General features: G+C 48.0%; 31 protein-coding genes. 16 read left to right on the top strand and 15 right to left on the bottom strand.

The window, feature by feature from the left end:
- The first annotated feature begins 74 nt into the window (after positions 1 to 74).
- Both ADS79_RS08755 and ADS79_RS35225 read left to right on the top strand, forming a co-directional pair.
- On the top strand, positions 75 to 1,055 hold the full coding sequence (locus ADS79_RS08755; RefSeq protein ID WP_049738012.1) for a C40 family peptidase: 981 nt from the start codon (positions 75 to 77) through the stop codon (positions 1,053 to 1,055).
- Positions 1,056 to 1,179: 124 nt separating this feature from the next.
- Positions 1,180 to 1,545, top strand: a complete 366-nt coding sequence (locus tag ADS79_RS35225) for a transporter (protein ID WP_084765722.1) — start codon at positions 1,180 to 1,182, stop codon at positions 1,543 to 1,545.
- A gap of 65 nt (positions 1,546 to 1,610) precedes the next feature.
- On the opposite strand, the gene ADS79_RS08760 is transcribed toward ADS79_RS35225, so the two are convergent.
- From ADS79_RS08760 to ADS79_RS08785, 6 genes are all read right to left on the bottom strand, one after another.
- Positions 1,611 to 2,396, bottom strand: coding sequence for a FixH family protein (locus tag ADS79_RS08760; RefSeq protein ID WP_236699918.1), 786 nt, complete (start codon positions 2,394 to 2,396; stop codon positions 1,611 to 1,613).
- A complete protein-coding gene (locus ADS79_RS08765) occupies positions 2,396 to 3,007 on the bottom strand; it encodes an SCO family protein (RefSeq protein WP_049738013.1) in 612 nt (203 codons plus the stop codon). Before ADS79_RS08765 ends, ADS79_RS08760 begins: the two co-directional genes overlap by 1 nt.
- A 50-nt stretch (positions 3,008 to 3,057) precedes the next feature.
- Complete coding sequence (gene ctaG / locus ADS79_RS08770; protein WP_049738014.1) at positions 3,058 to 3,927, bottom strand: cytochrome c oxidase assembly factor CtaG; 870 nt, start codon at positions 3,925 to 3,927, stop codon at positions 3,058 to 3,060.
- Positions 3,928 to 4,208: 281 nt separating this feature from the next.
- The gene (locus tag ADS79_RS08775) at positions 4,209 to 4,679 is read right to left on the bottom strand and encodes a thioredoxin family protein (RefSeq protein ID WP_049738015.1); all 471 of its coding nucleotides are present in this window, start codon (positions 4,677 to 4,679) and stop codon (positions 4,209 to 4,211) included.
- A gap of 3 nt (positions 4,680 to 4,682) precedes the next feature.
- Positions 4,683 to 5,111 (bottom strand): disulfide oxidoreductase, encoded by a 429-nt coding sequence (locus ADS79_RS08780; RefSeq protein ID WP_049738016.1) that lies wholly within the window; start codon positions 5,109 to 5,111, stop codon positions 4,683 to 4,685.
- A 167-nt stretch (positions 5,112 to 5,278) separates the two neighbouring features.
- Entirely contained in the window at positions 5,279 to 6,061 is a 783-nt protein-coding gene (locus ADS79_RS08785; RefSeq protein ID WP_049738017.1) for a metallophosphoesterase family protein, read from the bottom strand.
- Between the two features lie 198 nt (positions 6,062 to 6,259).
- Between ADS79_RS08785 and ADS79_RS08790 the strand changes: the two genes are divergently transcribed.
- Positions 6,260 to 6,979 carry a cupin domain-containing protein gene (locus ADS79_RS08790; protein WP_049738018.1) on the top strand — a complete coding sequence of 240 codons (720 nt, stop codon included), beginning with the start codon at positions 6,260 to 6,262 and terminating at the stop codon, positions 6,977 to 6,979.
- An 83-nt stretch (positions 6,980 to 7,062) separates the two neighbouring features.
- Here the strand turns inward: ADS79_RS08790 and ADS79_RS08795 are convergent, their stop codons facing one another.
- Positions 7,063 to 7,572: a hypothetical protein gene (locus ADS79_RS08795; RefSeq protein ID WP_141261140.1), complete on the bottom strand. Its 510-nt coding sequence runs from the start codon at positions 7,570 to 7,572 to the stop codon at positions 7,063 to 7,065.
- Between the two features lie 233 nt (positions 7,573 to 7,805).
- Between ADS79_RS08795 and ADS79_RS08800 the strand changes: the two genes are divergently transcribed.
- From ADS79_RS08800 to ADS79_RS08810, 3 genes are all read left to right on the top strand, one after another.
- On the top strand, positions 7,806 to 9,716 hold the full coding sequence (locus tag ADS79_RS08800; protein ID WP_049738020.1) for an ABC-F family ATP-binding cassette domain-containing protein: 1,911 nt from the start codon (positions 7,806 to 7,808) through the stop codon (positions 9,714 to 9,716).
- A gap of 83 nt (positions 9,717 to 9,799) precedes the next feature.
- The gene (locus ADS79_RS08805) at positions 9,800 to 10,321 is read left to right on the top strand and encodes a hypothetical protein (RefSeq protein WP_049738021.1); all 522 of its coding nucleotides are present in this window, start codon (positions 9,800 to 9,802) and stop codon (positions 10,319 to 10,321) included.
- A gap of 120 nt (positions 10,322 to 10,441) precedes the next feature.
- Positions 10,442 to 10,663 (top strand): hypothetical protein, encoded by a 222-nt coding sequence (locus tag ADS79_RS08810; protein ID WP_049738022.1) that lies wholly within the window; start codon positions 10,442 to 10,444, stop codon positions 10,661 to 10,663.
- Positions 10,664 to 10,725: 62 nt separating this feature from the next.
- On the opposite strand, the gene ADS79_RS08815 is transcribed toward ADS79_RS08810, so the two are convergent.
- Together ADS79_RS08815 and ADS79_RS08820 are read right to left on the bottom strand one after the other, a co-directional pair.
- A complete protein-coding gene (locus ADS79_RS08815) occupies positions 10,726 to 11,088 on the bottom strand; it encodes a L,D-transpeptidase (RefSeq protein ID WP_049738023.1) in 363 nt (120 codons plus the stop codon).
- Between the two features lie 81 nt (positions 11,089 to 11,169).
- Positions 11,170 to 11,424: a hypothetical protein gene (locus ADS79_RS08820; RefSeq protein WP_049738024.1), complete on the bottom strand. Its 255-nt coding sequence runs from the start codon at positions 11,422 to 11,424 to the stop codon at positions 11,170 to 11,172.
- Between the two features lie 203 nt (positions 11,425 to 11,627).
- On the opposite strand from ADS79_RS08820, the gene ADS79_RS08825 reads away from it, so the two are divergent.
- The gene (locus ADS79_RS08825; RefSeq protein ID WP_049738025.1) at positions 11,628 to 12,386 is read left to right on the top strand and encodes a DUF4931 domain-containing protein; all 759 of its coding nucleotides are present in this window, start codon (positions 11,628 to 11,630) and stop codon (positions 12,384 to 12,386) included.
- Positions 12,387 to 12,518: 132 nt separating this feature from the next.
- Positions 12,519 to 13,649 (top strand): virulence factor, encoded by a 1,131-nt coding sequence (locus tag ADS79_RS08830; RefSeq protein WP_049738026.1) that lies wholly within the window; start codon positions 12,519 to 12,521, stop codon positions 13,647 to 13,649.
- Positions 13,650 to 13,699: 50 nt separating this feature from the next.
- On the opposite strand, the gene ADS79_RS08835 is transcribed toward ADS79_RS08830, so the two are convergent.
- Positions 13,700 to 14,404 (bottom strand): M15 family metallopeptidase, encoded by a 705-nt coding sequence (locus tag ADS79_RS08835; RefSeq protein WP_049738027.1) that lies wholly within the window; start codon positions 14,402 to 14,404, stop codon positions 13,700 to 13,702.
- Positions 14,405 to 14,635: 231 nt separating this feature from the next.
- Here ADS79_RS08835 and ADS79_RS08840 point away from each other — a divergent pair, with 231 nt between their 5' ends.
- Positions 14,636 to 15,931, top strand: coding sequence for a phytoene desaturase family protein (locus ADS79_RS08840; protein ID WP_049738028.1), 1,296 nt, complete (start codon positions 14,636 to 14,638; stop codon positions 15,929 to 15,931).
- Positions 15,932 to 16,045: 114 nt separating this feature from the next.
- Here the strand turns inward: ADS79_RS08840 and ADS79_RS08845 are convergent, their stop codons facing one another.
- Positions 16,046 to 16,852, bottom strand: a complete 807-nt coding sequence (locus ADS79_RS08845; protein ID WP_049738029.1) for a serine hydrolase — start codon at positions 16,850 to 16,852, stop codon at positions 16,046 to 16,048.
- 108 nt (positions 16,853 to 16,960) lie between these two features.
- Between ADS79_RS08845 and ADS79_RS08850 the strand changes: the two genes are divergently transcribed.
- The 5 genes from ADS79_RS08850 to ADS79_RS08870 all read left to right on the top strand — a co-directional run bounded on the left by ADS79_RS08850 (position 16,961) and on the right by ADS79_RS08870 (position 21,278).
- Positions 16,961 to 18,595: a peptide ABC transporter substrate-binding protein gene (locus ADS79_RS08850; protein ID WP_049738030.1), complete on the top strand. Its 1,635-nt coding sequence runs from the start codon at positions 16,961 to 16,963 to the stop codon at positions 18,593 to 18,595.
- 24 nt (positions 18,596 to 18,619) lie between these two features.
- Positions 18,620 to 19,354: a gamma-glutamyl-gamma-aminobutyrate hydrolase family protein gene (locus tag ADS79_RS08855; RefSeq protein WP_049738031.1), complete on the top strand. Its 735-nt coding sequence runs from the start codon at positions 18,620 to 18,622 to the stop codon at positions 19,352 to 19,354.
- Between the two features lie 132 nt (positions 19,355 to 19,486).
- On the top strand, positions 19,487 to 19,927 hold the full coding sequence (locus tag ADS79_RS08860) for a peroxiredoxin (protein WP_049738184.1): 441 nt from the start codon (positions 19,487 to 19,489) through the stop codon (positions 19,925 to 19,927).
- A 95-nt stretch (positions 19,928 to 20,022) separates the two neighbouring features.
- Positions 20,023 to 21,075 carry a DNA polymerase IV gene (locus tag ADS79_RS08865; protein ID WP_049738032.1) on the top strand — a complete coding sequence of 351 codons (1,053 nt, stop codon included), beginning with the start codon at positions 20,023 to 20,025 and terminating at the stop codon, positions 21,073 to 21,075.
- Between the two features lie 11 nt (positions 21,076 to 21,086).
- Positions 21,087 to 21,278 carry a hypothetical protein gene (locus tag ADS79_RS08870; protein WP_049738033.1) on the top strand — a complete coding sequence of 64 codons (192 nt, stop codon included), beginning with the start codon at positions 21,087 to 21,089 and terminating at the stop codon, positions 21,276 to 21,278.
- Between the two features lie 58 nt (positions 21,279 to 21,336).
- On the opposite strand, the gene ADS79_RS36615 is transcribed toward ADS79_RS08870, so the two are convergent.
- The 4 genes from ADS79_RS36615 to ADS79_RS08885 all read right to left on the bottom strand — a co-directional run bounded on the left by ADS79_RS36615 (position 21,337) and on the right by ADS79_RS08885 (position 23,578).
- Entirely contained in the window at positions 21,337 to 21,510 is a 174-nt protein-coding gene (locus ADS79_RS36615) for a GNAT family protein (RefSeq protein ID WP_328136133.1), read from the bottom strand.
- Positions 21,443 to 21,745: a GNAT family N-acetyltransferase gene (locus ADS79_RS08875; protein WP_236699919.1), complete on the bottom strand. Its 303-nt coding sequence runs from the start codon at positions 21,743 to 21,745 to the stop codon at positions 21,443 to 21,445. The genes ADS79_RS36615 and ADS79_RS08875 overlap by 68 nt, the downstream gene beginning before the upstream one ends.
- Positions 21,742 to 22,959: an MFS transporter gene (locus tag ADS79_RS08880; protein WP_049738034.1), complete on the bottom strand. Its 1,218-nt coding sequence runs from the start codon at positions 22,957 to 22,959 to the stop codon at positions 21,742 to 21,744. Before ADS79_RS08880 ends, ADS79_RS08875 begins: the two co-directional genes overlap by 4 nt.
- 70 nt (positions 22,960 to 23,029) lie before the next feature.
- On the bottom strand, positions 23,030 to 23,578 hold the full coding sequence (locus ADS79_RS08885; protein ID WP_236699920.1) for a TetR/AcrR family transcriptional regulator: 549 nt from the start codon (positions 23,576 to 23,578) through the stop codon (positions 23,030 to 23,032).
- 176 nt (positions 23,579 to 23,754) lie between these two features.
- Between ADS79_RS08885 and ADS79_RS08890 the strand changes: the two genes are divergently transcribed.
- Positions 23,755 to 24,318, top strand: coding sequence for a YqeG family HAD IIIA-type phosphatase (locus ADS79_RS08890; RefSeq protein ID WP_255323692.1), 564 nt, complete (start codon positions 23,755 to 23,757; stop codon positions 24,316 to 24,318).
- Positions 24,315 to 25,436, top strand: coding sequence for a ribosome biogenesis GTPase YqeH (yqeH, locus tag ADS79_RS08895; protein ID WP_049738036.1), 1,122 nt, complete (start codon positions 24,315 to 24,317; stop codon positions 25,434 to 25,436). Before ADS79_RS08890 ends, yqeH begins: the two co-directional genes overlap by 4 nt.
- The last annotated feature ends 67 nt before the right edge of the window (positions 25,437 to 25,503 follow it).

A 25,503-nucleotide genomic window follows, 5' to 3' on the forward strand; every position in this document is an offset into this window, starting at 1 on the left:
ACAGGCCCTATTTTTTCAGTAAACTGGTTTTCGTACCCAATCCGTTGGGAAATACACAGCCAGGAGGAGAACGAATGACGAAACGAGATTGGTTGCAAAAGTCGACTGTCGCCGTCATGCTGAGTACATCCCTGCTCATGTTTGCTGAAGGTGGACATGCTGCAGCTAAGACTGTGGATTCGCAATCTTCTGCGAAAACGACAGCAGAAGTGGTAACACAAGCAAAAGCATTGGTTGGAAAGGATTACAAATACGGAGCAGTGGGACCAAACTCATTTGGCTCGGCAGGTTTGGCAACGTACATATATAAAAAAGCGGGTATTACGATCGGAGACACGATTGCTACGCTCTATAAAGCGGGAGAGAAAATTTCTGTGAAGGACATCCAGTCTGGTGATCTCGTGTTCTTTTCTTCGAATGGGACAGGCGTACCGAGCTTCATGGGAATTTATATCGGGGATGACCAATACGTTTACGCATCCCAGGGAGAAGACGCTGTAGTAATCAAAAAAATGAGCGATTATTCGAAAAAACTGGTTGGTGTGCGGAGACTTCTTCCAGCAGATAACGGTACGGGAACAAAACCTGCCCCGGGCGAGACAGAGAACACCTCCTCTCTCGGAGATAAAGTGATCGCAGCAGGAAAGAAATATTTGGGAACGCCGTATGAGTACGGTTCGACCCGTTCCAATAAAAAGACAATGGATTGCTCTGAACTGACGATGTGGGCTTATCTGGAAGGTGCCAATATCGATATGGGAAAAGGTGGAGCACGCTCTCAGGCAAATTACGTAAAGAAAAATGGCAGCTATACGACAGACATCAACAAGCTGAAAAATGGCGATCTCGTCTTCTTTATGGCATACAAGGGCTATAAGGAGTCTGATTATAAAGGGATCGATGTAAGCAAGCAAAATATCACTCACGTAGCCATCTATATGGGAGACAACAAACTGCTCAACACGTTTTCGAAAGAATCAGGTGGTGTGAAGATCACCGATTTTAAAGACACGCATTGGGGATATCGTTTCATCATGGGTGGACGACCTTATTAAATGGCAGGAAGCAAAGAAATGCAGGCAGTAGCGGAAAAAATAGGTGAATGACCACGGGCAAACGCACATACCATCTGTGCGTTTGCTGCATCTCTTATAGGGAGACTTGTAGGAGGTGAACGTCATGTCATATCAACATCCGCCTGGAGGTTTTCCGCCTGGAGGTTACCCACCGCCCCCCGGAGGTGGCTATCCACCACCGCCTGGAGGATCATCTGGCGGGTTCCCACCACCACCCCCAGGACCTCCGCCAGGCAGGACGCCGAGTTCGCCGGGAGCACAAGGATATGGAGGTACACGGCGCATTGATCGAGGAGCTATTTATCCTTGCCTATATCGCTATACCTACATTTGGCTGAAGAACGGTCATTCCTTTTGGTTCTACCCCGTATATGTCAGCCACAATTCGATATCGGGGTATCGTTGGAGACACAACCGTTGGGAGTATTACGGTCTGGAGCTGGATCGAATTGCCTACTTTACTTGCTAACGAACACCTACCTTCATCCAAACAAGAACGGCCTCCAACTGGGAAGGCCGTTTTTGTTCTTTCTTTTATTTGACGGTCAGTGGGAATTCCTTGTGATCATGGACATCTCCTTTTTCTACATGGACCTTCACCTGATAGGAACCAGCTGCGGGAAAGGAGATACTGCTCTCATACTGTCCTGGCTTGGATTCGCTAGCATCGATGAACGTATGCTTTTCCTCATTTCCTTGCCAGAATTCGAATTTGACGGATGCTTCCGCAAAAGTCTGATTGTCCTTCATCAGGTGGACAGTGACTGGAGCTGGAGTAGAAGATTTGATTTCATCAGCAGGCATGAAGTGAAAATCTACTCCACTTGCTGCGTGCTGTTCATTTTCCCCACCTGCACCATGCTGATGGGCAGCCCCTGCGTCAGCAGCAGGCGTACCATGTGCGGCATGCTCATCTCCTTGGCCTTTTACAGTAAATGGCGTCTTTTGCATATTGTGAAAATCTCTCGCGGTCACATGATAGTACACAAAGTAAGAGCCGGGCTCGTCGATTGTTTGCTGAGCAGTATAGACACCGTCAGATGTCAAGGCAGCGGGGATGGTCACATGCTGTTCCTGTCCATCCTTCCACCATTCAAATTTCACTTCCTTGGCGTCATCCACTGGTTTTCCTTCTTGTGTCACTTTGACAGAGAAGGTAATTGCCTCGCGAACAGCAGGCTCAGTGGGAGTAAAAGAGAAGGCTGCTTCCACAGGTGCACCGGAAGTGAGCTCGGTATGTTCGCTGTTTGCGTTGCCACAAGCTGATGCGATGAGTGCGATTGCGCAAAGTAACACGAATAAATAGCGTTTCATTTTCATTACCCTTCCTTCTTAACATTCAGCAGCTCCTGATAAATTTCGTCAGGATCAAAGTCTTCCCCCATGCCAAACTTGCGCATGACTCTATTGTTTTGATCGATCAGATACGTGCTGGAAGTATGCGAGATAAAACCGTCCTCCATTTTATTGGAGAAAAAGCCGAGTGAGCTCATAACCGAACGGGTGGTTTGTTCATCACCGCGCAAAATCGTCCAGCCCTGTGGTTGTATTCCTAATTGCTTGGCATAGTAGCGCAGTACATCAGGGGTGTCATTTTCCGGATCGATCGTGACTGTTAAAAATTCGATCCCATTCCCCATCAAATTTGCTTCCAGCAAACGCTTTTGCAGTTGAACCATCTTGATCGTAGTTGTTGGACAAATATCCGGACAGCGTGTGTAGATCAGCTCAACCAGGCGTATGCTTCCTGGCTTTGGGGTGAGAGCGTAAGCCTGTCCATCCAGCGTTTCCAATGTAACGTCAGGGAGTGTGGACTGTGCGTTTTTCGAACCGCCCCAAAACCAGGAGGCGACCAATGCAGCGAGTACGAGTAGCGGCAAAATCAAAAGCAGCCGTCTGACGCGAATCGCAGTAATAGTAGGAACAGACATGAGTCCGCCTCCTTGCGGGATTTGGTTAGTGAATCAGAATGGAGGTTTTCTTACTGCGGTAATAACTCATCCTCAGGCTGATTCTTTTCCTTTTTGTACCAGCCAGTAAAAATGTAGGCGAGTACGGCGCCATAGGTCATTTCCTGCATCAACTTCATAATAATTCCGCCAAGCCTCTGGTCCTCGTGAGGAGGGAGCGGCACGGCAAACATGGATTTGTCGATGGGGGCAGAAAAGAATGGTGCACATAAAAGAGACGGACCGTCTACATACGTCCCATACATGGCGGTTTCCGAAAAGATGATCAGGGCACAGGCAGGCGTGAGGAGTACGCCATTGGCGAAAAGATAGGCAAGCTTTTGCAGCTCTGTCAATCGATTAATCTCTGGAAACGGCGCAAGCACTGGTATCCACATCACGAGGGAAGCAAATAAGAGCACGAGATGGATCAGATTATGTACGGCCAGATTGTTCATCGCCAAATCTAGGACAACAGGCATATGATAAAACGAAAACAGGCTGTTAAACAAGAGAACAGCAGGAATAGGATGCGTGATAATACTGAGTAAACGTTTTGACCAGCTGCGCGCAATCAATGGACGCAAAAGCCACCTGGGCATTCCGGAGAGCAGCAGCAGTGGCATGACCAGGTATAAAATCGACTGCTGGAGCATGTGTGCGCTGAATAAAAAGTGTCCAGCGACGTTTAACGGACTACCCATGCCAAAGTAAAAGATCACGAGTCCAAGCGAAAAGCATATCTTTTGTCGCAGTGTCGCAGGTTCAGCATCCGCAAAGGTGTGACGCAACGGACCGACAAATGAAAAATACGCCAAGGCGAGTAACGCAGTCAGGAGCATTAGCTCCGGGTTCCAGGTTGCCCGAAAGCCAAAGGTTTCCGTCAGATAAATGAGGGTCAATGGTCTTACCTCCGTTTTCCAAGGATATTCCCCAGTACTCATTATAGGCAAAGATTGCAAAAGACTTATGACTCGTTCGGGCTATTTCTTCCATGGGAAGTACAGGAGTTCACATGAATGTCACGATTATCCAATAGAAAAAGCCTCCCTAGGAAGGGAGACTCTCATTTTTTTATCGTATAAGAATTTATAAGCGAGAAGCTTATGAATTCTGGAGCGCATGGAAACTTTCAGCTAAAACGCGGTCGCTCCTCCTCGAGCAAGCCTCGATAAAGGCTTCCTTATGATTTTTTCTGCTCTTCAAGCCATGTTTTCCATTCTCCAGCTTCGTGACCGCCTACCAAACGAGCTACTTCTTTTCCATCTTTGTAGTGAACGAGAGTAGGGGTAAATTCAATATTGTATTTATCCCAGCTCGCGTTGAACTCCAATAAATTGTGCTTCTTCATGTCGATTTGCATGTCCTTGACAAGCGGTACGAGGACAGGAGTGGTTGCTTTACAATGCTCGCAAACAGGACTGTAGTAATAAACGAACATCTCGTCCTTGTTATCCAGCTTTGTCTGCAGTTCTTCAGGCATGATCAGGTTGTCATACAGCGGATCTTTTAACTGCTCGATCGTAGCCGGATTCAGGCTTGATTTGCCATAAGGGTTGCCAGCAGCTGCCTCGCGATTGGAAATATCGGAGTAAACAATCGCGCCGATTAACAGAGCTGCGACGAGAATGGAAAGAAAAATGATTTTTTTCATGCATCAGATCTCCTTTGCGTTTTTCATGACAATGACTTGAAGGATGCTAATCAGGGTAAATCCGATCAAGGCGAGGAAAGGAATCGTGATGAAACCAAACCAGTTGATGTAGTCCGTATTGCAAGGCACGATGCCGCAAGCATTACCCAGATCATGTAGTGCGGGCACCTTTTGGACGAGGTAATGATATAGCGAGATGGCTCCGCCAATCAAGGAAAGCACCAGGGCGTACATAGACATTTTGTAGTCCTTTTTGGCGCTAGCGATCCCAAGCAGGATGATGAGCGGATACATCAAAATGCGCTGGTACCAGCAGAGATCGCATGGTATGTATTTCAGTACTTCCGAAAAAAAGAGACTGCCTGCTGTGGCAATAAGGGAGACTCCCCAAGAAAAAAACATAGCTTGTTCTGCGACTTGCTCGCGTTTCATAACAACACCTCGTCCATATCTTAACATATTACGAATCGGAAGTAGATTATAAAAAGTAACAATTTGTGAAAGACATAGCTTGTCCAGCTAAGGAGTGAGGGCAGGCCACCTGTTGCCTCGTGCAGCAGGTAAGCGCACCTGATGACTTTTGCACGTACGTACGGGTCTTACATTCGGACGAAAGGAGAGGATTGGACCTCATGTATCGGGACGAATATGGACTGTAGGGAAGGCCATTCAACTAGCATAACGCCGCGTCGGTAAGCTGCACCACCGTCAATTCCTATCATATTGTTTCGCCTCCATGGACCGAAGCCTTCATAGTTAGGTAATTTCGGTACAGGAGTATGACCAAAAACGATAGGTCGCTCTCCTTCATAATAAAGGTAAAAGGGCTCTCGAATCCACAACAGATCTTCAGGCGACTGTTGCTGTAGCGGGATGCCAGGACGTATTCCAGCATGTACGAGTAGAACAGCAGGCGCTCCTGTCTGCGGATTTGCTGGCAGCTCTACATAGAGAGGGAGAGAAGCCAGGGCAGGAAGCAGCTGTGGATAGCGGGAAAGAATGAACTGACGGGCTTCATCCTGAGCTTCCTCGGAGGGCATCGAGCCGATAAAAGCACGACGCAATGGATGATTTCCGAGAAACGAACGGATGGTGGCATCGCCTCCATTAAAGCGGAGGTAATTTTCAGAATTTCCGCGTCCGAGCAACCAGTCCTCAAACATCTGCTCATGATTTCCCTTTAGTAAGACCACTTGCCCTGGATAGGCATCTCGCATGGCAAGCAAATCCAGCAACACTTCTTTCGATTCCGGCCCACGATCAATCATATCTCCGAGGACATACAGCTGATCATTTCGTTGTGGTGAGAAGGAAGCGTTGCGCAGAGCCTGTTGAAAAGCTTGATTCTGTCCGTGAATGTCTGAAACGAAATAGGTGGACATACCTTCCCCTCCTTCAAAATTCCGATCTATCGTTCTTCTTACCATATGTGTAAAAAACGAGTAGGGTGATTGTCTGCATCGTGAGATTGGCGACGAGGAGGGCAAGAAGCACTTAGAAGATGGATTCACGGATGTGGGGTGTAGGAATATCTATAAAAGGTAGTCAAATACCTGTGATGCGGGAGGATACAAAGAAAGATGGCAACTTCATCTCTTGATTTTACTTCACCGTCCGTACAATTTACGTACGATCTGAGAAACAGTGTCTTTTATAAAAAAGATGATTGGAATTTTATTGATGTACTGTCGGTCAATCAGTTAAACACCTTGGGAAATTCGTCACTACTGGATATATTCTTGACCACAGGGAATGTAGTCGAGCCTCATATTCATCAAAATGCATCTGAGCTTGTCTATTGTATCTCGGGTGGAGCTGTTGTCTCGATTATGAATCCGTATACCAATCAAATGCTTAATTTCACGATAGGGCCGAGACAGGTAGCCAACGTGCCTCAGGGCTGGTGGCATTATGAGATGGCAACAACAGACGATACACATCTCTTGGCGGTCTTCGATGCTCCAGTTCCAGAGGTTATTTTTGGTTCTCAAATGCTGCGTCTGACGCCAGCAAATGTACTCGCTCATACGTACTGCCTGGATGAGAGCAAAGTAAAGGATGCCTTAGCGCCCATTACCGATACAGTTATTATTGGACCGCCAAGAGGATGTCAGACAGGGGGTCAGGGAAGCATGCCCTCCAGTGCATACCCACAGCAACATTACTACGGTCAATATCCTTCTTCTCAAAACTATTATGATTCTGCTTATTCGCAGCAGGCACAGGTCCCATATGGATATCATCCAGGTGTGCCGCAACAGCCTGTTTACCAGCAACCTGCCTATCAAGGGTATTACTGATTGGGTGGAGCATAAAAAGAGGCGAGCGATACTTCGGGAAGAAACCGAGATCGCTTGCCTTTCATTTGGTTAGTCAAGAAGAATTAGTGGCTTGAGTGAATAAGCGCACCTGTGACAGCGTCTACAGCAATGCTTCTCATCTTATTTGTTGGCAGATAGACAAGCTTGGATGAGGAGGATTTGTGATCAAAATCGTTCACGTACACATAGCTTTTTTCAACATCAAGTCCGTTTACGAAAGCTTTTATCGCCTCTTCTTTCGAGATAACGGTGGGAGTTGATCCTACGAGCACTGGATACACATTCGTTTCCAGCGAGGTCACTCCATTTCGCTGCAAATCGATGGTTGCAGTAACATAGGGGACAGCTGCGCGAACTTTCCCATGAAGTGGGTAGATTGCCAGCGCCACTTTTTCTGATCCAGATCGCTCTTGTACTACATATTTGTCGGCAGGGATTGGCACGTAGCTTTCGATAAAACGCAGCATGAGCTGCTTCGCATCTTCTTGGGAAGCGCCTTTAGGCGTTTGCTCGTTTTGCTCACCCAATTGACTGACAGACAACAACGCACCTGACTTCTCATCCACTTTCACTACTACTTCGTTTGTACCGTCCTTCAATTGGCTGCAAATTTTTTAAATATCCCTTATTTTACCAGTAGATCATACAAAATCGTAGCAGGAATTTCCATTATTTTGGGTAGAAGTATCGTCAACACCTCATCAAGCAGATCAAGCCTAGAGCTTCGGGGAAAAACATGATACCATCGTGTATAGCATTCATTTGCCTCTGTATCACGGCAAATAGAAAAGTACAGGTGACCGACATGCAAATATTAACAGTAGAAAATCTCTCCAAAGGATATGGAGAGAAAGTATTGTTTGATAACATTTCCTTTCATATTGCCGAGCAGCAGCGGATCGGATTGATCGGTGTAAACGGCACAGGAAAGTCTTCCTTGTTAAAAATCATTGCAGGCTTGGATACAGCAGATAGCGGAAAGATCGTTCATGCCAATCACTTTCGCGTCGAATACTTGCCGCAAAATCCTAGCTTTGAAGAGGATTCCTCTGTATTGGACCAGGTTTTTTACGGAGATTCTCCATTGATTCAGTTGCTTCGTGAGTACGAGCAGGCTTTGGCTGATCTGCAAGTGGCACCAGATGACGAGAAGAGGCAGACGCGGATGTTTTCCGTGCAAACCCGAATGGACGCAGCTGATGCATGGGAGAGCAATACACAGGCCAAAATGATTTTGACCCAATTGGGATTACACGATTTCTCGCAACGAGTGAGTGAGCTCTCTGGCGGTCAGCGCAAGCGAGTCGCGATGGCTCGTGCTTTGATTCAGCCAGCCGATCTATTGATTCTGGATGAGCCTACCAACCATATCGACAATGAGACGGTGGAGTGGCTTGAAGAGTATTTGTCCCGTTACAAAGGTGCCTTGCTGCTCGTCACCCATGATCGCTATTTCTTGGATCGTGTAACGAATCGAACCTTTGAGCTTGACAAAGGAAAGCTGTACAGCTATGAAGGCAACTACGCTGCCTTTTTGGAGAAAAAGGCTGAGCGTGAAGAAAACGAGGCGGCGACGGAGAGCAAAAGGCAAAATCTCTTAAGACGAGAGCTTGCCTGGCTGCGCCGTGGGGCAAAAGCGCGGACAACCAAGCAAAAAGCACGGGTTCAACGTGCCGAGGAACTGAGAGATCGGGTTGTAGAAGGGCCTGCTGCCAAAATGGAGATGGCACTTGGTGCAAGCCGCCTGGGCAAAAAAGTGATCGAGATTGAAGGAATAAACAAAGGCTTTGGAGACCGCAAGCTGATTCAAAACTTTAGCTATATCGTACTACCCGGTGATCGTGTCGGGATTATTGGTCCGAATGGCAGTGGAAAGTCGACGCTATTAAACATGCTTGCTGGTAGAATCCAGCCAGATAGCGGTTCTCTCGAGGTGGGTACGACTGTTAAGATCGCCTACTATACCCAAGGTAGCGTAGAGATGGATGAAAAGCTGCGCGCGATTGAGTATGTAAAGGAAGCAGCAGAGGTCATTCAAACGAGTAACGGTGAATCGATCACAGCATCACAAATGCTGGAGCGCTTCTTGTTTGCCCCGCATATGCAGTGGACGCCGATTTCGCGGTTATCAGGTGGCGAGCGCAGACGTCTTTATTTGCTGCGGACGTTGATGGGTGAGCCGAATGTTCTGTTCCTGGATGAGCCGACAAATGATCTCGATATTCAAACGCTCAGTATTTTGGAGGATTATTTGGAGCAGTTTCCGGGTGCAGTCATTACGGTATCCCATGACCGTTACTTCCTGGATCGTACGGTCGATCATTTGTTTGCCTTTGAAGGGCAAGGCGTCATTCGTCACTACAACGGCAATTATTCCGAGTACCTCGAAGAAAGACGAGAGGAAAAGGCCGTGCAGCAAGCTATCGCAGAGCCGGTCGAGAAAAATGAGAAGCCGAGCAGTAATCGAGGCAATAATCGGACGAAAAAGCTCTCGTACAAGGATCAAAAGGAATGGGATGAAATTGAGGGCAAAATTGCTGCGTTGGAAGAACGAAGTGTTCGCTTAAAAGAAGAAATTGCTACATCTGGCAGTGACTATGGCAAAGTAGAAAAGCTTTTTGCCGAGGAACAGCATGTAGCAACCGAGCTGGAAGCCGCAGTGGAGCGCTGGGCAGAGCTGTCCGCGATGATTGAGGAATTGGAACAAGGAAAATAAAAAGGAAATGAGTGACCCCAAGCGAGCGAAAACGCCAGTCTTGGGGTTTTTTGCTATATAATGGGAGGAAGGGGAGTGATTGAATGTTGATAGCGATGAAGCGAGAGCTTTTTGATTCACTGACGCCTGAACAGTTGGGCCGAGCATGTATAGAGCCGGTACTATTACCGCTCAGGGGAAAGCGTCCGTCTGTAAAGGCAGAGGTGTATCAAGGGCTCACAGTCGGGCAGCGAGCTTTGTTTATGTTTCATGTTTGGCATGATCATGCATGTGGATCTGCTCTGGAGTTTTATTGCTGGCTGGCGTATACGAGACAGGAATTTTCTTACTGGATCGGGATTCAGGCAGGCTTGCGCTTTTTCGACCAAGAAAGCATCATCGCCCTACTCGAGGAAATGAACGATGTTTTAGAGGAAAGAAACGAGAGACTAGGCAAGTCGTTAGCAGATGTAACCGGACAGGATTTGGAAGAGGATGCTCTGCTTCGGGAAACGGTTGATCGAATCTATCATGATTATCGGCAGCATGTACCGGACACGTTCCTTATCATTTATCGTTATATTCGAAGCCACCCCGAGGAGTTCGTCTCTTTTTCGGTTGAGTAAAAGTGGAAGGAAAAGGACGAGTGCCAATCTCTGTTTGTTTAGCCAGTAATTGAGGCTGTGAAAGCACTCCTTTCATCCTGTAGACTAGAGGAGATTACTTGAGTAGAGGAGTCGCTGTCGTTGCCTGCTTATAAATTGGATCCAGAATGGGTAGAGTCCTATCTTGCCCAGCAAGAACAAAAACTCGCTTGCGAAGTGCACCCTGACGAAAAAGATGCGATCATGAACAAAATGAGAGAAATGACGCTATCGATTATGTACAAGCAAGCCAGAAGATTTCTTGTATACATTGAATCAGATGAAGCGCATGTAACCGCGGAAAAAAAGACTCGCTTCATGTAAGGGAAAAAGGAAGACCCGCCTCGGGAATAAAAAGAGGCGGGTCTTTGCTTTGACCCAATACATTACTGCGGTCTAATACGTACTGGCGTACCAATGGAAACCGTCCTCGCCAAAAAATTGACGTCCTCATTGAACATGCGAATACAACCATGTGATACGTAATGGCCAATCGAGGAAGGATTGTTCGTTCCGTGGATGCCATAATGCGGCTTACTCAGGCCGAGCCAATAGGTGCCGAACACACTGAGCGGACCCCCCGGATATGAGCCTGGATACGGCACTTTAGTGACTATAGTAAAATCCCCGCGTGGGGTTGAGGTAGCGATCTTTCCGAGCGCAACCGGAAAGGAGCGGACAAGCCGGGTACCGTCAAAGAGATCAAGTCTCAAATTGGCGAGCGAAATGCGGATGTTGTAGGACGGCATCTTCTTCACCTCCTCCATTTAGGGGGAACCAAGCGCATCTATCAACATCCTATGTGAAAGGGCAGAAGCGGTCCCTGTTTGTTATTTACCCGATTTCAGCTTGAAGTCCAGGGAGAATGGGTCTGGATAGCGCAGGCCATCCCGATAAAACAGCGCACGGACCCAGGCATACAGGCGCAGAGGGATGGAGGGGAAGACGATAGCGAGCTTCCCTTGCTCCAGAATAGGCAAATCGACAGGAGATAAAATTTCATAAGGGACGCCTTCTTGATCCAGCATCATTTTGTATTTTTGCGCTTCACTCCAGCTAACAGGATAATAAAAAGACCTCTCCATCTGTATCCAACACCTTTCCGATATTCACTACTTCTCATTGTATGCAAAGCGTTTGAGATAAAAAAAGCGATCCGCTGCCCAAACTTAAAAGGGGCTAGGGATGCTTTCGAAAGGAAATGAAGTGTCAGAGGTCCGAAAAACAAATGATTTTCCCGCGCGATTTCGTGTAAAGTGAAGGAGAAAGGAACGGGAGGGACGCTTGTATGACACAAACGCATTTGCACTTTAACATGCAAATGGGCAGAAGAAAACCAGAGAGTGTAATCAACCGGGAAACGGCTTGTCCATTTTGTGATCACAATAGTCTTACAGACGTGCTGGAGCAGCGAGGATCGATGATCTGGCTGATGAATAAATTTCCGGTCTTGCAAGAAACCTATCAAACCGTCTTGATTGAGTCGGATGACTGTGAGGGAGACTGGTCGGTTTACTCCAAGGAGCATGTACATGCTCTGCTGTCCTTTGGGGTAGAAAAATGGCTGGAGATGGAGCGGAGCGGCTCCTTTCAATCTGTTCTTTTTTTCAAAAACCACGGTCCTTTATCGGGAGGAAGCATTCGTCATCCACATATGCAAATTGTCGGGCTGAACCATTATGACTACCTCGCGCAAGTAAAGGATAGTGATTTTATCGGGAAGACCATCGACAAGGAAGCGGGGATTGAGTGCACGCTTTCGACGCATCCGCGTGCCGGTTTTTTTGAATACAATGTAGTCTTATCAGACTGGGATCGTTTGCCCCAAATGGCGAATTATCTGCAAATTCTTGCTCACTGGGTGCTTAATCATGTGAATGTGCGAAATAAAAGCTATAATTTCTTTTTCTATCACTGGAAAGACAAGCTGATTGCCAAAGTCGTACCGCGTTTTGTTACCTCACCATTGTATGTCGGGTATGCGATCCCACAGGTGGCAAACAATCTGGAGGAAATTATTCATGAAATAAGACGCCATTACTTTTAGCCAAAAAGTATGTGCTTCAGGTGATGAAGCGTCAAACTGCATTTGCTGCGTCTCCAGATTGGAAATGGAGGGAGCTGGCGTGCTACGATAGAGAGGATGCTTGAAGCAGTACGGAAAAAGGAGTGACAATTGATGAAACTGTTGTCGATCGAACCAACGCCAAGTCCAAACGTGATGAAGCTTAATGTGGACGAGCGTTTGCCAGATGGCGTTCAACATGTTTATACAAAAGCGGGGGCTGCAAAGGCACCTGAATTGATGGGCAAGCTACTCGAAATTGATGGAGTAACTTCTATTTTTCATACCGCTGATTTTCTCGCCCTGGAGCGTAAATCGAATGCGGACTGGCAGCGTATCTTGACGCATGCGAGAGAAATCCTGCAGGTGGGTGCTGGTGCAGCTGTTGTAGTACCGTCCACAGCAGATGCTGGTGCGTTTGGTGAGGCACAAGTGTTTATCCAAATGTTTCGCGGGGTACCGATGCAAGTGAAGGTGACGATGGGGACAGAGCAAATCCGGGCGGCGTTGCCAGAGCGTTTTGGGCAAGCGGCTGTAGGTGCTGGCTCTGCTTCACCAAACCTGATCATGGAGCGCAAATGGGTAGAGCATGGCGTACGCTATGGGGATTTGCGTGAGATTGGGGAAGAGGTAGCCGCGGAAATCGATGCTTCCTACCCACAGAGTCGTGTGGAGGAGCTCGTAGAACAGGCGATGCAGCTGGGGCCGGGAGAAGCTCCCGAGCCTGTCGTACGTGAAAAAAAGGGTGTTACACTCGAGATGCTCGACGATCCAGACTGGCAAAAACGATATGAGGCTCTCGATCGGATGGAGCCGACGGAGGAAGATATGCCAGTTCTTGGAAAGGCGCTGCGTGATTCCAAGCCGTCCATCCGTAGACTTGCTGTCGTTTATTTGGGTATGGTGGGGGGAGACTCTGTTTTCCCACTCTTGTTTGAAGCACTTCGTGATGACTCCGTCTCCGTAAGACGTACGGCAGGTGATACCTTGTCCGACTTAGGAGATGAAAGAGCGATTGCGCCGATGTGCGAGGCGCTGAAGGATCGTAACAAGCTGGTTCGCTGGCGTGCAGCCCGCTTTTTGTTTGAGGTGGGAGATGAGTCTGCACTTGAGGCATTGCGTGCGACACAGAATGATCCCGAGTTCGAGGTCAGTCTCCAGGTACAAATGGCCGTTGAACGGATTGCAAGTGGCGAAGCGGCAAGTGGTACGGTATGGCAGCAAATGACACGGAGAAATGAGTAAGGGATTTAATGGAAAAACGGGGCGATGTATGCGGCCCCGTTTTTTGCTGTTCAGTTGGATGCTTGCGGTACTACACCGCCATAGCATGCCCTCTCATTTCCTGTCAATATTGCCCAGGCTTGATTGCCAAAATCAAAATGCCACCACTCATCTGAATAATTAGTGAAGCCAACCTGATTCATGACATGGTACAATAGCCGACGGTGGTCACGAATCAGTTGCTCATCAGGTTGCAGATCAGATTTTTGTTCATAATAGCGTGTAGCTGCACGTTCGCTGAAATCATCAAAAGGGGTCCCCATATTAAGCCATCCGTTTGGACCTGTAAGCGTTAAATCAACAGCACCACCCGTGAAATGGCGTGGCGGCTTAGCCGGATCGACTGTGGGGCGGGCAACAAAGCGATGCAATTCGGCATACATCTCTTCACTCTCTGTCCACCCTTGCTCAAGCAAGTGATTTCTTTGCCGATCATATAAAGCCTGTTGGACCGCAATCGGCCGATAGCCATCCAACAGTACGAGCCGTATCCCTGCCGGGAGGAGCTCTGCCGCTTTTTTCAAGCGCTGTGCGACACCATGACGCAGCAGGCAATCATCGATTGCGCCTGACAAGCCTTCGCGATAGTAAGCGGGATATACCTCAATCTCAGGGGAATACTGCTTGAGAGAGAGTAGTGGCTCATGGCTCTCCATAATGGATGGCAATGAGTTCAGCGTTTGAGCTTGCAGAGGGATAGGAGAATTCCAGTTCATGAGTGAAAGCACCCTTCTCTTTTCTGGTTTCTTTTCATTATAGCATGATGGATGCAGAGGAAATAAATGGTATGTGCTAGTATAAAAATAGACACAGTTCAATAATAGTTGACTTCCACCTTATACATCCAGTATTCTAGGATAGGGTTTAAATGCGGTCGCTCATTTATGAGCACGCCTCGATAGAGGTTTTTTCTTATCAACATCGCTAGTGCGTAGGGGAGATTGTGTATGACAACCAATCACTATGACGTTGTTATTGTAGGTGGAGGACTAGCTGGACTTTCCAGCGCTGCCTACCTGTCATCGAAAGGCAAAAAAGTTGCTGTTTTGGAACGCGGTCAATTAGGTGGACGTGCTGTTACATTGAAGATCAAGGGCTTCAACTTTAACTTCGGTGCCCACGCTATTTATGCTCGCGACAGCTCTGTTCTAAGAACGTTTGAAAAAGAGCTGGGACTTCACATTGATTGGCAAGACTTTAATCCGACCAAGGCCAAGTACGATATTGGAGACGAGCTCACAGCTGTTCCTTCCAACGTACAAGGTCTGTTCCAAACAAAGCTGTTGACCGGTTTGGACAAAGTGTTGTTTACGTTTGAAATTTTAAAAACCATGTTGAAAATGGAAAAGGGCCATCCACATATGTCCATTCAAAAGTGGATGGAGAAGAAGCATGTGAATGAAGAAGTCAAGGATATGATGCTGACGCTCGCTTCCTCCAACTTCTTTACACGTGAACCGGAAAAAATTCCGTCTGACGTATTCTTCGCATACTACAGCCGTCTGTTTACAACGAATAAGCCTGTTGCTTACATCGCTGGTGGCTGGCAGGCGCTGATTAATGAATTTGTTCGTGTCATTGAAGCGAATAATGGGACAATTTTGACCAAAACGAAAGTGGAGCAGTTCCATGTTGAAGATGATCGTGTCGTGGGAGTGGTCACACCTGAGGGTGAGTTTACTGCAGACGAGTTTATCAGCTGTATTCCGCCGAAAGAGATGGTCAAAGTCTTCGCTGAAACACGTCTGGAGCATGCGATTGCACAGCATGCAGAGTACGAGCCAACTGTGGTTATCGTCTATGATATCGGACTCAAAGAACGCGTTGACGTTCCGTTCTCGTACATCTACGACAAGCAAAACAACATCTTTATTACGGATATCTCGTATTACGACCCGACCTGTGTACCTGAGGGCGGACAGCTTTTGCAGGCAACCGCGTATATGCGTCAAGCAGATGTAGGGAACAAGGAAGCAGCCGAGCAGCGTAAACTGGAAATTGAAAACCTGTACGACAAGCATTTTGCTGGCTGGCGTGAGCAACTGGTTGTGCCACGCGTCTCCACTCGTGCGATTGTACAGGAGATCAAATGGACCATGAACCAGAAGCCATTGCCAATTTCGCTGCCGGATTACCGCAACCTGTTCTTTGCTGGTGACTGGTGTGAGGGCCAAGGACAACTGTCCGAGCTGTCTTTCTCCAGTGCATTGAATGTAGCCAAGCTGATTTTGGAAAAAGAATAATGTAAGAAAATGATAACGGGTGCTCCCTTCATACGAGGGTGCGCCTGTTTTTCGTCAAAAGAAAAGCCGCCAAATATAGCTGGCGGCAAAGATAGCGTTTCCATTTTTGGCGATTTATGAAGTGTACACTCCGTATACGAGGCTGCCGATGCGTGCCATGACATCTGCAGCTGCTTTTTGCTTCAGCCCTTTGTTCAGCACACTGATCGTAACAGCGTGTCCGCCCACGTAGAGGATACCGACATCGTGGGTGATGTTGGTAACAGAGCCTGTCTTGCTCGCGAATTCCCATTTCGGCACCATGCCGATGAAATCACCATCTGGATCGGGCAGCAGGGAAGGAATGCGATCACGGTGCTGCTGCTGCTTCAAGATATGGATCATTTTTAGACAGCTGTCATACGAAATGACTTTGCCTGTAGCCAAATAGCGCAGATGGCTTCCCATGTCGGCTGCGGTAATCTCGTTGTATCCCTCTAGCTCAGCAGGGACGACCATCAACTTGTTGTAAAACTGGCTGTTCACCATCTCAGTTTTGCTCATGGCAGTACGGATTGCTTCGGTTCCAACCAGATCGATCATCATGTTCGTTGCTGTATTATCGCTTTGGATAATCATCAGCGTGACCAGATCCTGTACGGTCAGCTCTGTACCTGGCGTCAAATGCTGCAAGACTCCTGCACCGCCAACCAGATCTTCACGACGCAGCTTGATTTTGTCTTCAAGCGCGAGCTTACCTGCATATGCCTCAGCAAACACGGCTGTCATGATCGGAACCTTGATAACACTTGCTGCATAAAAACGTTGATTTTCATTCAGAGCGAACTTTTCACCCGATTGTAAATTTTCCAAATAAATGCCCCATTCACCGCCCGCTTCTTGCAGCAAATCAGCTATGGAAGTAGAAAGACTCGATAGCATTTCATTCATCTCCTTTTCTTTCGTGTAGACAAAATTTTCTCAAGATAATATTATTTAGTCATGCTCCTAACAATCAAGAAGAATTATTCCAGAGACGGGGGTTTTTTTGTGAAAAGGTTCAAAAAGCTATCATTTTGCGCTGTGCTGCTGACCAGTCTGGCCTTTGCTGGCTGTGGTACACCGCAAGCGGGCACAAATGGAGGAACGTCTACTGCCGAGCAGGGACAAGCAGCATCCAGCCCGCAGACCATGCAGGTGAACCTGAACACAGGTGAGCCGAACACGATCGACCCTGGACTGGCAGAAGATATCCCTTCGATGTCTGTTGCCCGGGCAGCATTTGATGGCCTCCTTCGCCTGAATGAAAAGGGCGAGCTGAAAGAGGCGGTCGCCGAAAAGTACGAGGTATCAGAGGATGGGCTCACCTACACGTTCCATTTGCGCGATTCCAAATGGTCCAACGGTGATGCGGTAACCGCTCATGACTTTGAATACGCATGGAAACGTGTTCTCGATCCTGAAACCGCTTCCGGCTATGCGTACCAGCTGTACTATTTGAAAAATGGAGAAGCCTTTAACTCCAAGAAAGCAAAAGCAGAGGATGTTGGTGTAAAGGCAACGGACGACAAGACACTTGTCGTAACCCTGGAGAACCCGGCGCCGTTCTTCCCGGAGCTGGTCGCATCGGTCACCTACTTCCCAGTGAACCAAAAGGTAGTAGAAGCGAGCAAAGACTGGGCTTCCAAACCCGAAACCTACATCGGAAACGGTCCGTTCGTGTTGAAAAAATGGGAGCATAAATCGGTCATTGAATTTGAAAAGAGCGATTCCTATTGGGATAATGCGACTGTCAAATTGTCCAAACTCACTGTCAACATGATTGAAGATGCAAACACAGAGCTGTCGATGTTTGAAAAAGGAGATCTGGACTGGGCAGGCTCACCACTTGGTGATTTGCCACTCGATGCACTCGATGCCCTGAAGGATTCAGGTAAAATGCAATCGCAGGCGACAGCAGGGACGTACTGGTACATCTTTAACACGACTAAGAAGCCTTTTGACAACAAAAAAATTCGTGAGGCCTTTGCAACAGCCGTAAACCGTAAAGAAATTTCGGATAACGTCGTACCATTTAAGAGTACGCCAGCAACAGGCATTTTGCCGCCAACCATGGCGCTCACTCCAGATGGCTACATCAAAGACGGTGATGTAGAGACAGCGAAAAAACTGCTCGCAGAAGGCATGAAGGAAGCAGGTCTGACTGAACTGCCAGAGCTGACGATCGCGTACAATACGACGGAAGTAAACCAGCGCATCGCAACCGTCATTCAGGATCAATGGAGAAAAGCGTTTGGAATTGAAGTAAAGCTGGTTAATAAAGAAAACAAGGTACACCGTGAACAGATGAAGGAAGGGAACTTCACGATTGGACGTGCGAGCTGGATCGGCGATTTCAACGATCCGATCAACTTCCTCGAAGTGTTTAAAGGCGGCCTGAATACATCGAAATGGGAAAACAAAGAGTTTCTGGACCTGCTCGCCCAATCTGCAAAAGAAGGCGATGCAGCCAAGCGAAAAGAAATTCTGAAAAAAGCAGATGCCATTGTCATGGATGAGATGCCAGCAATGCCAATCTACTATTTCACGTATGCATGGGTAAAACAGGACAGCGTTAAGGATGTAGTAGTAGACGCCCTCGGATTCATTGACTTCAAATACGCGTCCAACGAAAAAAAGAAATAAAGAATGGATGAGGGAGTGAATTGTGTGCGTCCGATTATTGGCGTAGCGTGTACGAAAATGTTTTTCCCTGGTAACAATCTGGACCAGTTCTTCTACGTAGGGTCAGGGTATATGGATGGAATTGCCCGCGCTGGCGGAATTCCTCTCATCCTGCCACTGCTCACCATACAGGAGGCGCCGTTTCGTCAGATGATCGAATCGCTGGACGGTTTGATTTTGACAGGCGGTGACGACCCGGCCCCTCACTTGTACGGTGAAGAACCGTTGCAGGGCTTGGGAGAGATTGAATACGAGCGAGACCTGGCAGAGCTTGAGATCATCAAGCTGGCAATGGAGCTGAAAAAGCCGATGTTAGGTATTTGTCGTGGTATGCAAATCATGAACGTTGCTTGTGGCGGCACGCTCGTTCAGGATATTCCGAGACAGGTTCCAGGGGCATTGCAGCATGCGCAAAAAGGATCGCGCCAATATGGGGCACACAAGATCGTGCTGCAGCCGGGCTTCGTGGCTGATGCACTCGGCAAGACTGAAGTGCTGGTCAATACTTCTCATCATCAATCTGTAAAAGATGTGGCACCAAGCTTTAAAATGACTGGATGCGCGGCTGACGGTGTGATCGAGGCGATCGAGAGCCTCGACGGGCTGCACGTAGGGTTGCAATGGCATCCAGAGCGTATGTGGGCGCATGACAGCGACATGTTGAGGATCGCGGAGGCATTCATTGCCCGTGTCAAACAGCAGAAGCTGCAGGCGACCTAGGCGGATAAATAGCGAATAGCGTAAAAGTGGAGAAACCGTTCTGTCATGAGCAGGACGGTTTTTTCGTCTTCTCAGCAACAGCCTGAGATTTTCGCGACTGTTCATGTATACTTGTGGAAAGAGGTGATTGACATGTTAAAAGTGGGAACGGAAGCTCCAGCATTTATAGCAACGAGCACCAAGGGACCGGTGGACCTCAAAAACTATTTGGGCAAGAACCACATTGTCCTGATTTTTTATCCGGGAGATGACACGCCTGTATGCACGAAGCAGCTGTGTGCCATCCAGGACAACTATGCCTCAATCGAGCAGGCTGACACGGTCGTGTTTGGAGTGAACCCGGGGGAAATGGGCAAGAAGCAGTCGTTTGCAGAGAGATTTGGTTATGACTTTCCGCTGATTGTGGATTCCAATGAATCCATTCGCTCCGCATATGATGTGGGCAAAATTTTTGGTCTGTTCTTTCAACAGCGCATCGTTTATATCATTGGAAAAGACAAGAAAATCATGTATGCGAAAAAGGGGAATCCACCTGTTTCGGAGCTTCTTTCCGTGATCGCACAGTATTCCTGAAAAAACAAGCTCAGCCGAGGCAGATCCATCGCTTGCAACCATGGCGAAAAACAGGGATAATACAAATGAGAATGTATGTTTGGTGGTTATCCGACATGAGAAAAATCCTTCACATGGATATTGACGCCTTTTTCGCAAGTGTAGAACAACTGGATCGACCGGAATTGCGGGGTAAACCGATTATTGTGGGAGGCACGGGAAACCGTGGCGTTGTCTCTACCTGTAGCTACGAGGCACGTAAATTCGGTGTCCGTTCGGCTATGCCCATTGCGATGGCGCGAAAAAAATGTCCACAAGGTGTTTATTTGCCCGTTCGTTACAGTCGCTATATAGAAAAATCTGCCGAGGTCCGAGAGATTTTTTCGGCCTACGCAGAGCGTTATCAAACAGTTGGATTGGACGAGGCGTATTTGGACGTCTCTCATTACGACAATGCGGTTCCTGTCGCTCGTGAAATAAAACGGCGGGTCAAGCGGGAGACTGGGCTGACCTGCAGTATTGGACTTTCGTATAATATGTCACTAGCCAAAATTGCCAGTGACCTGAAAAAACCGGATGCTTTTGTGATTATTCGCCCGGAGCAAGCGCTAGAGGTACTTCGAACACTCCCGATTGGCACACTGCACGGAGTCGGGAAAAAGTCGCAGGAGGTGCTCGCCAAGAAAGGGATTGTGACGGTAGAGGATTTTTGGCAGCTTTCATTGGATGAGGTAGTCGGCTTGTTCGGCAAGTTCGGAAAATCGCTCTACCATCGTGCACGTGGAGAAGATAGCCGGGAGATCGAAATGGATCGTACGCCTAAATCGACGAGCCGGGAAACGACGTTGCCGTTTGATCTGTATGATCGGGAATCGATTGAGCCGATTGCTACTTCACTGCTCCGCGAGGTAGAGGAGGACGTCCGCCAAGAAGGGGTAGAGCCGCAAACCATTACGTTGAAGATCAAGTACGCGGATTTTACCCAGCGGACCAAGCAGCATAAAGCCATGGCAGGAGCGAATTGGCAGGATCTGCTGGATGATCTGCTCGATGCCTTTGATTATTCTGCCGGGGTAAGGCTGGTCGGAGTTGGCTTTTCCAATTTTGCTGATCAACAGGTAGAGCGTTATGAGCAGCTTACGATGTTTTCGTGGAAGCTGCGGCAATAGGAGGGAGAGCGATGGAGGAAGCAGGTGCGTTTCATTGCTGTGCGACCTGTATTCATTTTCGCGTGGAAAAAGGGATGAGCGGGGTCAGCTATCGCTGCTCGCGTCTTACGTACGAGACACGTCCTGATTATCGCTTCCAATGCTGGACTCCGACAGAACGAGTCAAGCGGCTGATGGAGGCGAGACAGAAGCGAGCAGAATAAATGAATCTATGAATAAACAGCAGCACCCCCTTGCCGACGAGCGCAAAGGGGTGCTGTTTTACATACTTGGTTTCCTATCGAGAATCATCACTTCTTCAGCCCCATCCATCTCTTTGCTTGCATAAAAGCCCATTCTTGCGTAAAGGCCGCGAGCATGCTCGTTCTCAGGATGAATACTGAGATAAATTCGATTGCAGGCGTAGCGGATACCCTCTTCCCTGATGTCTGCCATCAATCATGAAGCGGTCCAACCAGACTTGGCCGTTCTCTAAATCGACACCGTGAATGGCATAACCGACCGCCGTATCGCCATCATACAATCCGACGGAGATCCATTCAGTCTCAAAGCCGGATTGTGCAAGCGAATAGGAATTATTCTCTACAAAAGACGTTTGGTTCTCGTTGACAGCCAGCATGGCAATTTGCCGCCAGTTGTCTCTTGTGATCGGACGCAGGTTTAATTTCAAAATTTCAGCTCGCTTTCTTTGCGCGAGATACGAACGGTTTTGCTTGCTCGCAATTGAACAAATAGCAGAATGCCAAAACCGAGCACAGCTGCTGCTACGACAGGAATGGCACTGGACACTGGCAACAGATCCGTCAAAATTCCGCCAAGCAATGGACCTGCTACCATGCCGACACCATGGAACATGTTAAAGAGCGAATACGCGGTACCATAAGCCCCGCTACCGCCTTCGTCAATGATTCCGCCTAATGTGGCAAGTGTCGGCGACAGAGTGAAGCCTACGCCTGCGCCAACGAGTGCCATGGCGATGGCTGCTTGCCAAAGCGATCCAGACCATACGAGGAAAGGCATGAAGATTGCTAGTGCGAGAATGCCGGCAAACATGAGTTTGTACGGATTATAGCGGCTGGAGAGCGAGCCTGCTACAGGAGCTATCATCCCGTATGCCAGAGTCATCACAGCAAATAAGAGACCAATTGTGGTTGGCGTGGTTCCCAGCTTTTCCGTAAAGAAGAGAGGGAGAGTCGGCTCCAGCAAGCAGAGGGATACTTCTGCCAAGAGCACGATCCCGGCAATAAAGACGACCTGCGGATTGCGGATAAAGCCACCCATCTCCAACTTTTTGCTGGCAGTCCGATTGGTTTCTTCTTTTAAAAACAAGAAAACTAGAACGATGTTGAGTAATGTAAATGCCGCAGCGGCGAGAAATGGCATCCGGTGGTCACTAATCTCAAACAGCCAGCCGCCAATGGGAGCTCCAAGCAGGGTACCAGTAGAAATGGCAGTCAAAGCCGTACCCATGACGGCTCCACGTTTTTGCGGAGGAAACAGGTCAGCGAGCAAGGCAAGAGCAGTAGGCCACGTCGCTGCTGCCGAGATCCCCTGTACAAATCGTGCAGTAATCAAAAGCGTCATGGACTCGGAGAAAGCAAACAGGAGCGTAGAGGCAGCGAGTCCAAGCAAACCGATCAAAAGCATGATGCGTCTGCCGATCCGGTCAGAGATCGGGCCGAAAATCGGAGTGGCCACGAGCATGGCAACCGCATAGCTGCTAAATAGGACCCCCATCATCGTAGAAGAAGGCTTCAGTGTTTCCGAAAAATAAGGAACAATCGGAATCAACAAGCTGTACAATAGCATGTCGATAAATAAAATCAGAATGACGAACAGAAGACCTGTTCGTTGTGGTTTTGTCATTTGTGTGAAGAACGACATGGTGAACACCTCATAACTGTGAAAACTATTTTTGTTTTATTGGTTTTATTAAAAAAAGGGAATAAAAGGGTTACCTTTTATCCACTGGTACCAGCCCGAACAAAAGCACATCGACAATGGCAGAAAGGGCTTGCGACACGGTAATTTGATTTTGCATGTAAAAACGTTGGTCAAGCGTCGAGTTTACGGCATCGATGATCAGCTTCATCAGGAGTGTGACGTTCATATTCACAATCTGACCTTCGCGAATTCCCTGCTCGATAAGCTCACGCAGTGTTTGCCAATCGTCTGACAGAGACGAGTCGACCATGACCCATTGCTCAGGGTAATAGCGCTTCATCTGTTCAAGTACACGTAAATCGTATAACTCATAATGTGTAGGTAAAACCATCATGACCCCTTTGATCTTATCGATGAGAGAGAGAGAGTCGTCATCAATGATTTGCTGAGCTTTTTCATCGCCTTCTGCAAATGTTTGCTTAATGATTGCTTCTAAAATTTCAACCTTGGATGAGAAGTGCTCATACAGTGTGCGCTTGCTGATTCCGAGTCGGTGAGCCAAATCATCCATAGAAAATTTCATGCCCTTGTCTCTGATCTCTTCAATAAAACCTTTCATGATCCGGTCTTTTATGTCAATCAACCCCCTGACAAAACTACTTGAGGGAAAACTGTTTAAACAAAAGTAGTTTTCTTAGTATCTCCATTTTACTCAAACGGTTTGCCGAACGCAAGGGGCCTCTGTGCTTTTTCTTTTGCAACAGAGTGGTCGATTATGGTATAGTAGGTGCCGAAATCGCGGTTGATTGCTTCACATCATTTGGAGGTGCCCCCGTGTTTTTAAAGAAGCTGATGCCCAGTCAGTTCGTGGATTCGATCCACCATATCGATATAGATCAATTGAAGCGAAATAAGGTACGGGCCATCATTACAGACCTTGACAATACCTTGGTTGAATGGGACAGGCCGCTGGCCACCCCCGAGGTAGAAAACTGGCTAAAACGCTTGCAAGAAGCGGAAATTCAGGTAACGGTAGTCTCTAACAACAACAAGGAACGTGTGGACCGTTTCTGTTCACCTCTCGATATCGAATTTATTTGCTCGGCTCGTAAGCCTACGAACCGGGCTTTCCTGCAAGCGGTACGGCAAATGAATGTAACGATTGCCGAGACCGTTGTTATTGGCGATCAATTGTTTACAGATGTGCTGGGCGGAAACCGGCTCGGGTTCCATACCATCTTGGTAGTACCTGTAGCCCAAACGGACGGTTTCTGGACGCGTTTCAATCGGCAGTTGGAGCGTGTGGCCCTTAATTGGATGGAGCGGAAAGGAATGGTTTCGTGGAGGAGAAAAGCATGACAGAACAAACGTCTGGTTCCTGCGCCGGCTGTGGGATCACGATTCAGACGGAGGATGCGAAACGGCCAGGCTATGCCCCGGCGTCTGCGCTCGGTAGAAAAGTCGTGATTTGCCAGCGCTGCTATCGCATCAAGCATTATAATGAAGTGGCGCCTGTAGGAATGGGCGACGATGATTTCCTGCGGATTTTGGATGGAATCGGATCGACTGAATCTCTGGTGGTTATGGTTGTTGATATTTTTGACTTCCAGGGGTCATGGCTGAGAGGCTTGCCTCGTTTTGTCGGAAAAAATCCCATCCTGCTCGTCGGAAACAAAGTCGATTTGCTTCCGCGCAACATCAATTTGAATCGCGTGCGCAACTGGATGCAGCACGAAGCAAAAGAACGCGGCTTGCGTCCAGAAGACGTCGTGTTGATCAGCGCCGCAAAAGGCGATCACATCGATGAACTGCTGAACCGGATCGGCGAGCTGCGCAAAGGGCGAGATGTTTATATCGTAGGAGTTACCAACGTAGGCAAGTCAACGATGATTAATCGGATTTTGCATGATTACGGCTCTACGGATATGGAAATTACTACATCGCCGTTTCCAGGAACGACTCTCGACAAGATTGAGATCCCACTGGAAGACGGTCGTTCCATTTTTGATACACCTGGAATTATTAACCGTGATCAGATCGGACATATGGTTTCTCCAGCTGACCTGCGAAAAATTACGCCAAGAAGTCGAATCAATTCCAAGGTATATCAATTAGATGATGGTCAATCGCTCTTTTTGGGTGGGCTTGCACGAATTGATTTTGTTCGTGGACCGCGTCAGCCCCTCGTTGTTTATGTTGACAATGATCTGTACATCCATCGGACGAAGCTGGAAAAAGCAGATGAAGTGCTGGCTAAGCATCACGGAACCCTTCTTGTGCCTCCAACGGGAGAAGAAGCGGTCAAAGCATTGCCTCCATTCGCCAAGCATTCCTTCAAAATTAAACCGACCGAGACGACAACCGATATTGTAATTTCCGGCTTGGGCTGGGTCAGTCTCCAAGGAAAGCATGAAGCGAGCATTGTGGTTCATGCGCCGAAGGGTGTCAGTGTCGGGATGCGCAAAGGGCTGATCTAGTCGCAATTCGAAGAAGAAAAATAGCACCTTTTTTCCGTGCCATACGCTAGAGAGACATAACGGGGAG

The organism is Brevibacillus reuszeri, assembly GCF_001187725.1.
Classification (GTDB): Bacteria; Bacillota; Bacilli; order Brevibacillales; family Brevibacillaceae; genus Brevibacillus; species Brevibacillus reuszeri.

Coding starts and splice junctions, on each gene's coding strand:
- ADS79_RS08830 (WP_049738026.1), top strand. CDS start 12,519: ATGAAACTGTTGTCGATCGAACCAACGCCAAGTCCAAACGTGATGAAG.
- ADS79_RS35225 (WP_084765722.1), top strand. CDS start 1,180: ATGTCATATCAACATCCGCCTGGAGGTTTTCCGCCTGGAGGTTACCCA.
- ADS79_RS08775 (WP_049738015.1), bottom strand. CDS start 4,679: ATGAAAAAAATCATTTTTCTTTCCATTCTCGTCGCAGCTCTGTTAATC.
- ADS79_RS08780 (WP_049738016.1), bottom strand. CDS start 5,111: ATGAAACGCGAGCAAGTCGCAGAACAAGCTATGTTTTTTTCTTGGGGA.
- ADS79_RS08800 (WP_049738020.1), top strand. CDS start 7,806: ATGCAAATATTAACAGTAGAAAATCTCTCCAAAGGATATGGAGAGAAA.
- ADS79_RS08815 (WP_049738023.1), bottom strand. CDS start 11,088: ATGCCGTCCTACAACATCCGCATTTCGCTCGCCAATTTGAGACTTGAT.
- ADS79_RS08755 (WP_049738012.1), top strand. CDS start 75: ATGACGAAACGAGATTGGTTGCAAAAGTCGACTGTCGCCGTCATGCTG.
- ADS79_RS08870 (WP_049738033.1), top strand. CDS start 21,087: ATGGAGGAAGCAGGTGCGTTTCATTGCTGTGCGACCTGTATTCATTTT.
- ADS79_RS36615 (WP_328136133.1), bottom strand. CDS start 21,510: ATGGCAGACATCAGGGAAGAGGGTATCCGCTACGCCTGCAATCGAATT.
- ADS79_RS08765 (WP_049738013.1), bottom strand. CDS start 3,007: ATGTCTGTTCCTACTATTACTGCGATTCGCGTCAGACGGCTGCTTTTG.
- ADS79_RS08785 (WP_049738017.1), bottom strand. CDS start 6,061: ATGTCCACCTATTTCGTTTCAGACATTCACGGACAGAATCAAGCTTTT.
- yqeH (WP_049738036.1), top strand. CDS start 24,315: ATGACAGAACAAACGTCTGGTTCCTGCGCCGGCTGTGGGATCACGATT.
- ADS79_RS08860 (WP_049738184.1), top strand. CDS start 19,487: ATGTTAAAAGTGGGAACGGAAGCTCCAGCATTTATAGCAACGAGCACC.
- ADS79_RS08790 (WP_049738018.1), top strand. CDS start 6,260: ATGGCAACTTCATCTCTTGATTTTACTTCACCGTCCGTACAATTTACG.
- ADS79_RS08825 (WP_049738025.1), top strand. CDS start 11,628: ATGACACAAACGCATTTGCACTTTAACATGCAAATGGGCAGAAGAAAA.
- ADS79_RS08840 (WP_049738028.1), top strand. CDS start 14,636: ATGACAACCAATCACTATGACGTTGTTATTGTAGGTGGAGGACTAGCT.
- ADS79_RS08760 (WP_236699918.1), bottom strand. CDS start 2,396: ATGAAAATGAAACGCTATTTATTCGTGTTACTTTGCGCAATCGCACTC.
- ADS79_RS08885 (WP_236699920.1), bottom strand. CDS start 23,578: ATGAAAGGTTTTATTGAAGAGATCAGAGACAAGGGCATGAAATTTTCT.
- ADS79_RS08835 (WP_049738027.1), bottom strand. CDS start 14,404: ATGAACTGGAATTCTCCTATCCCTCTGCAAGCTCAAACGCTGAACTCA.
- ADS79_RS08880 (WP_049738034.1), bottom strand. CDS start 22,959: ATGTCGTTCTTCACACAAATGACAAAACCACAACGAACAGGTCTTCTG.
- ADS79_RS08805 (WP_049738021.1), top strand. CDS start 9,800: ATGTTGATAGCGATGAAGCGAGAGCTTTTTGATTCACTGACGCCTGAA.
- ADS79_RS08820 (WP_049738024.1), bottom strand. CDS start 11,424: ATGGAGAGGTCTTTTTATTATCCTGTTAGCTGGAGTGAAGCGCAAAAA.
- ADS79_RS08865 (WP_049738032.1), top strand. CDS start 20,023: ATGAGAAAAATCCTTCACATGGATATTGACGCCTTTTTCGCAAGTGTA.
- ADS79_RS08845 (WP_049738029.1), bottom strand. CDS start 16,852: ATGCTATCGAGTCTTTCTACTTCCATAGCTGATTTGCTGCAAGAAGCG.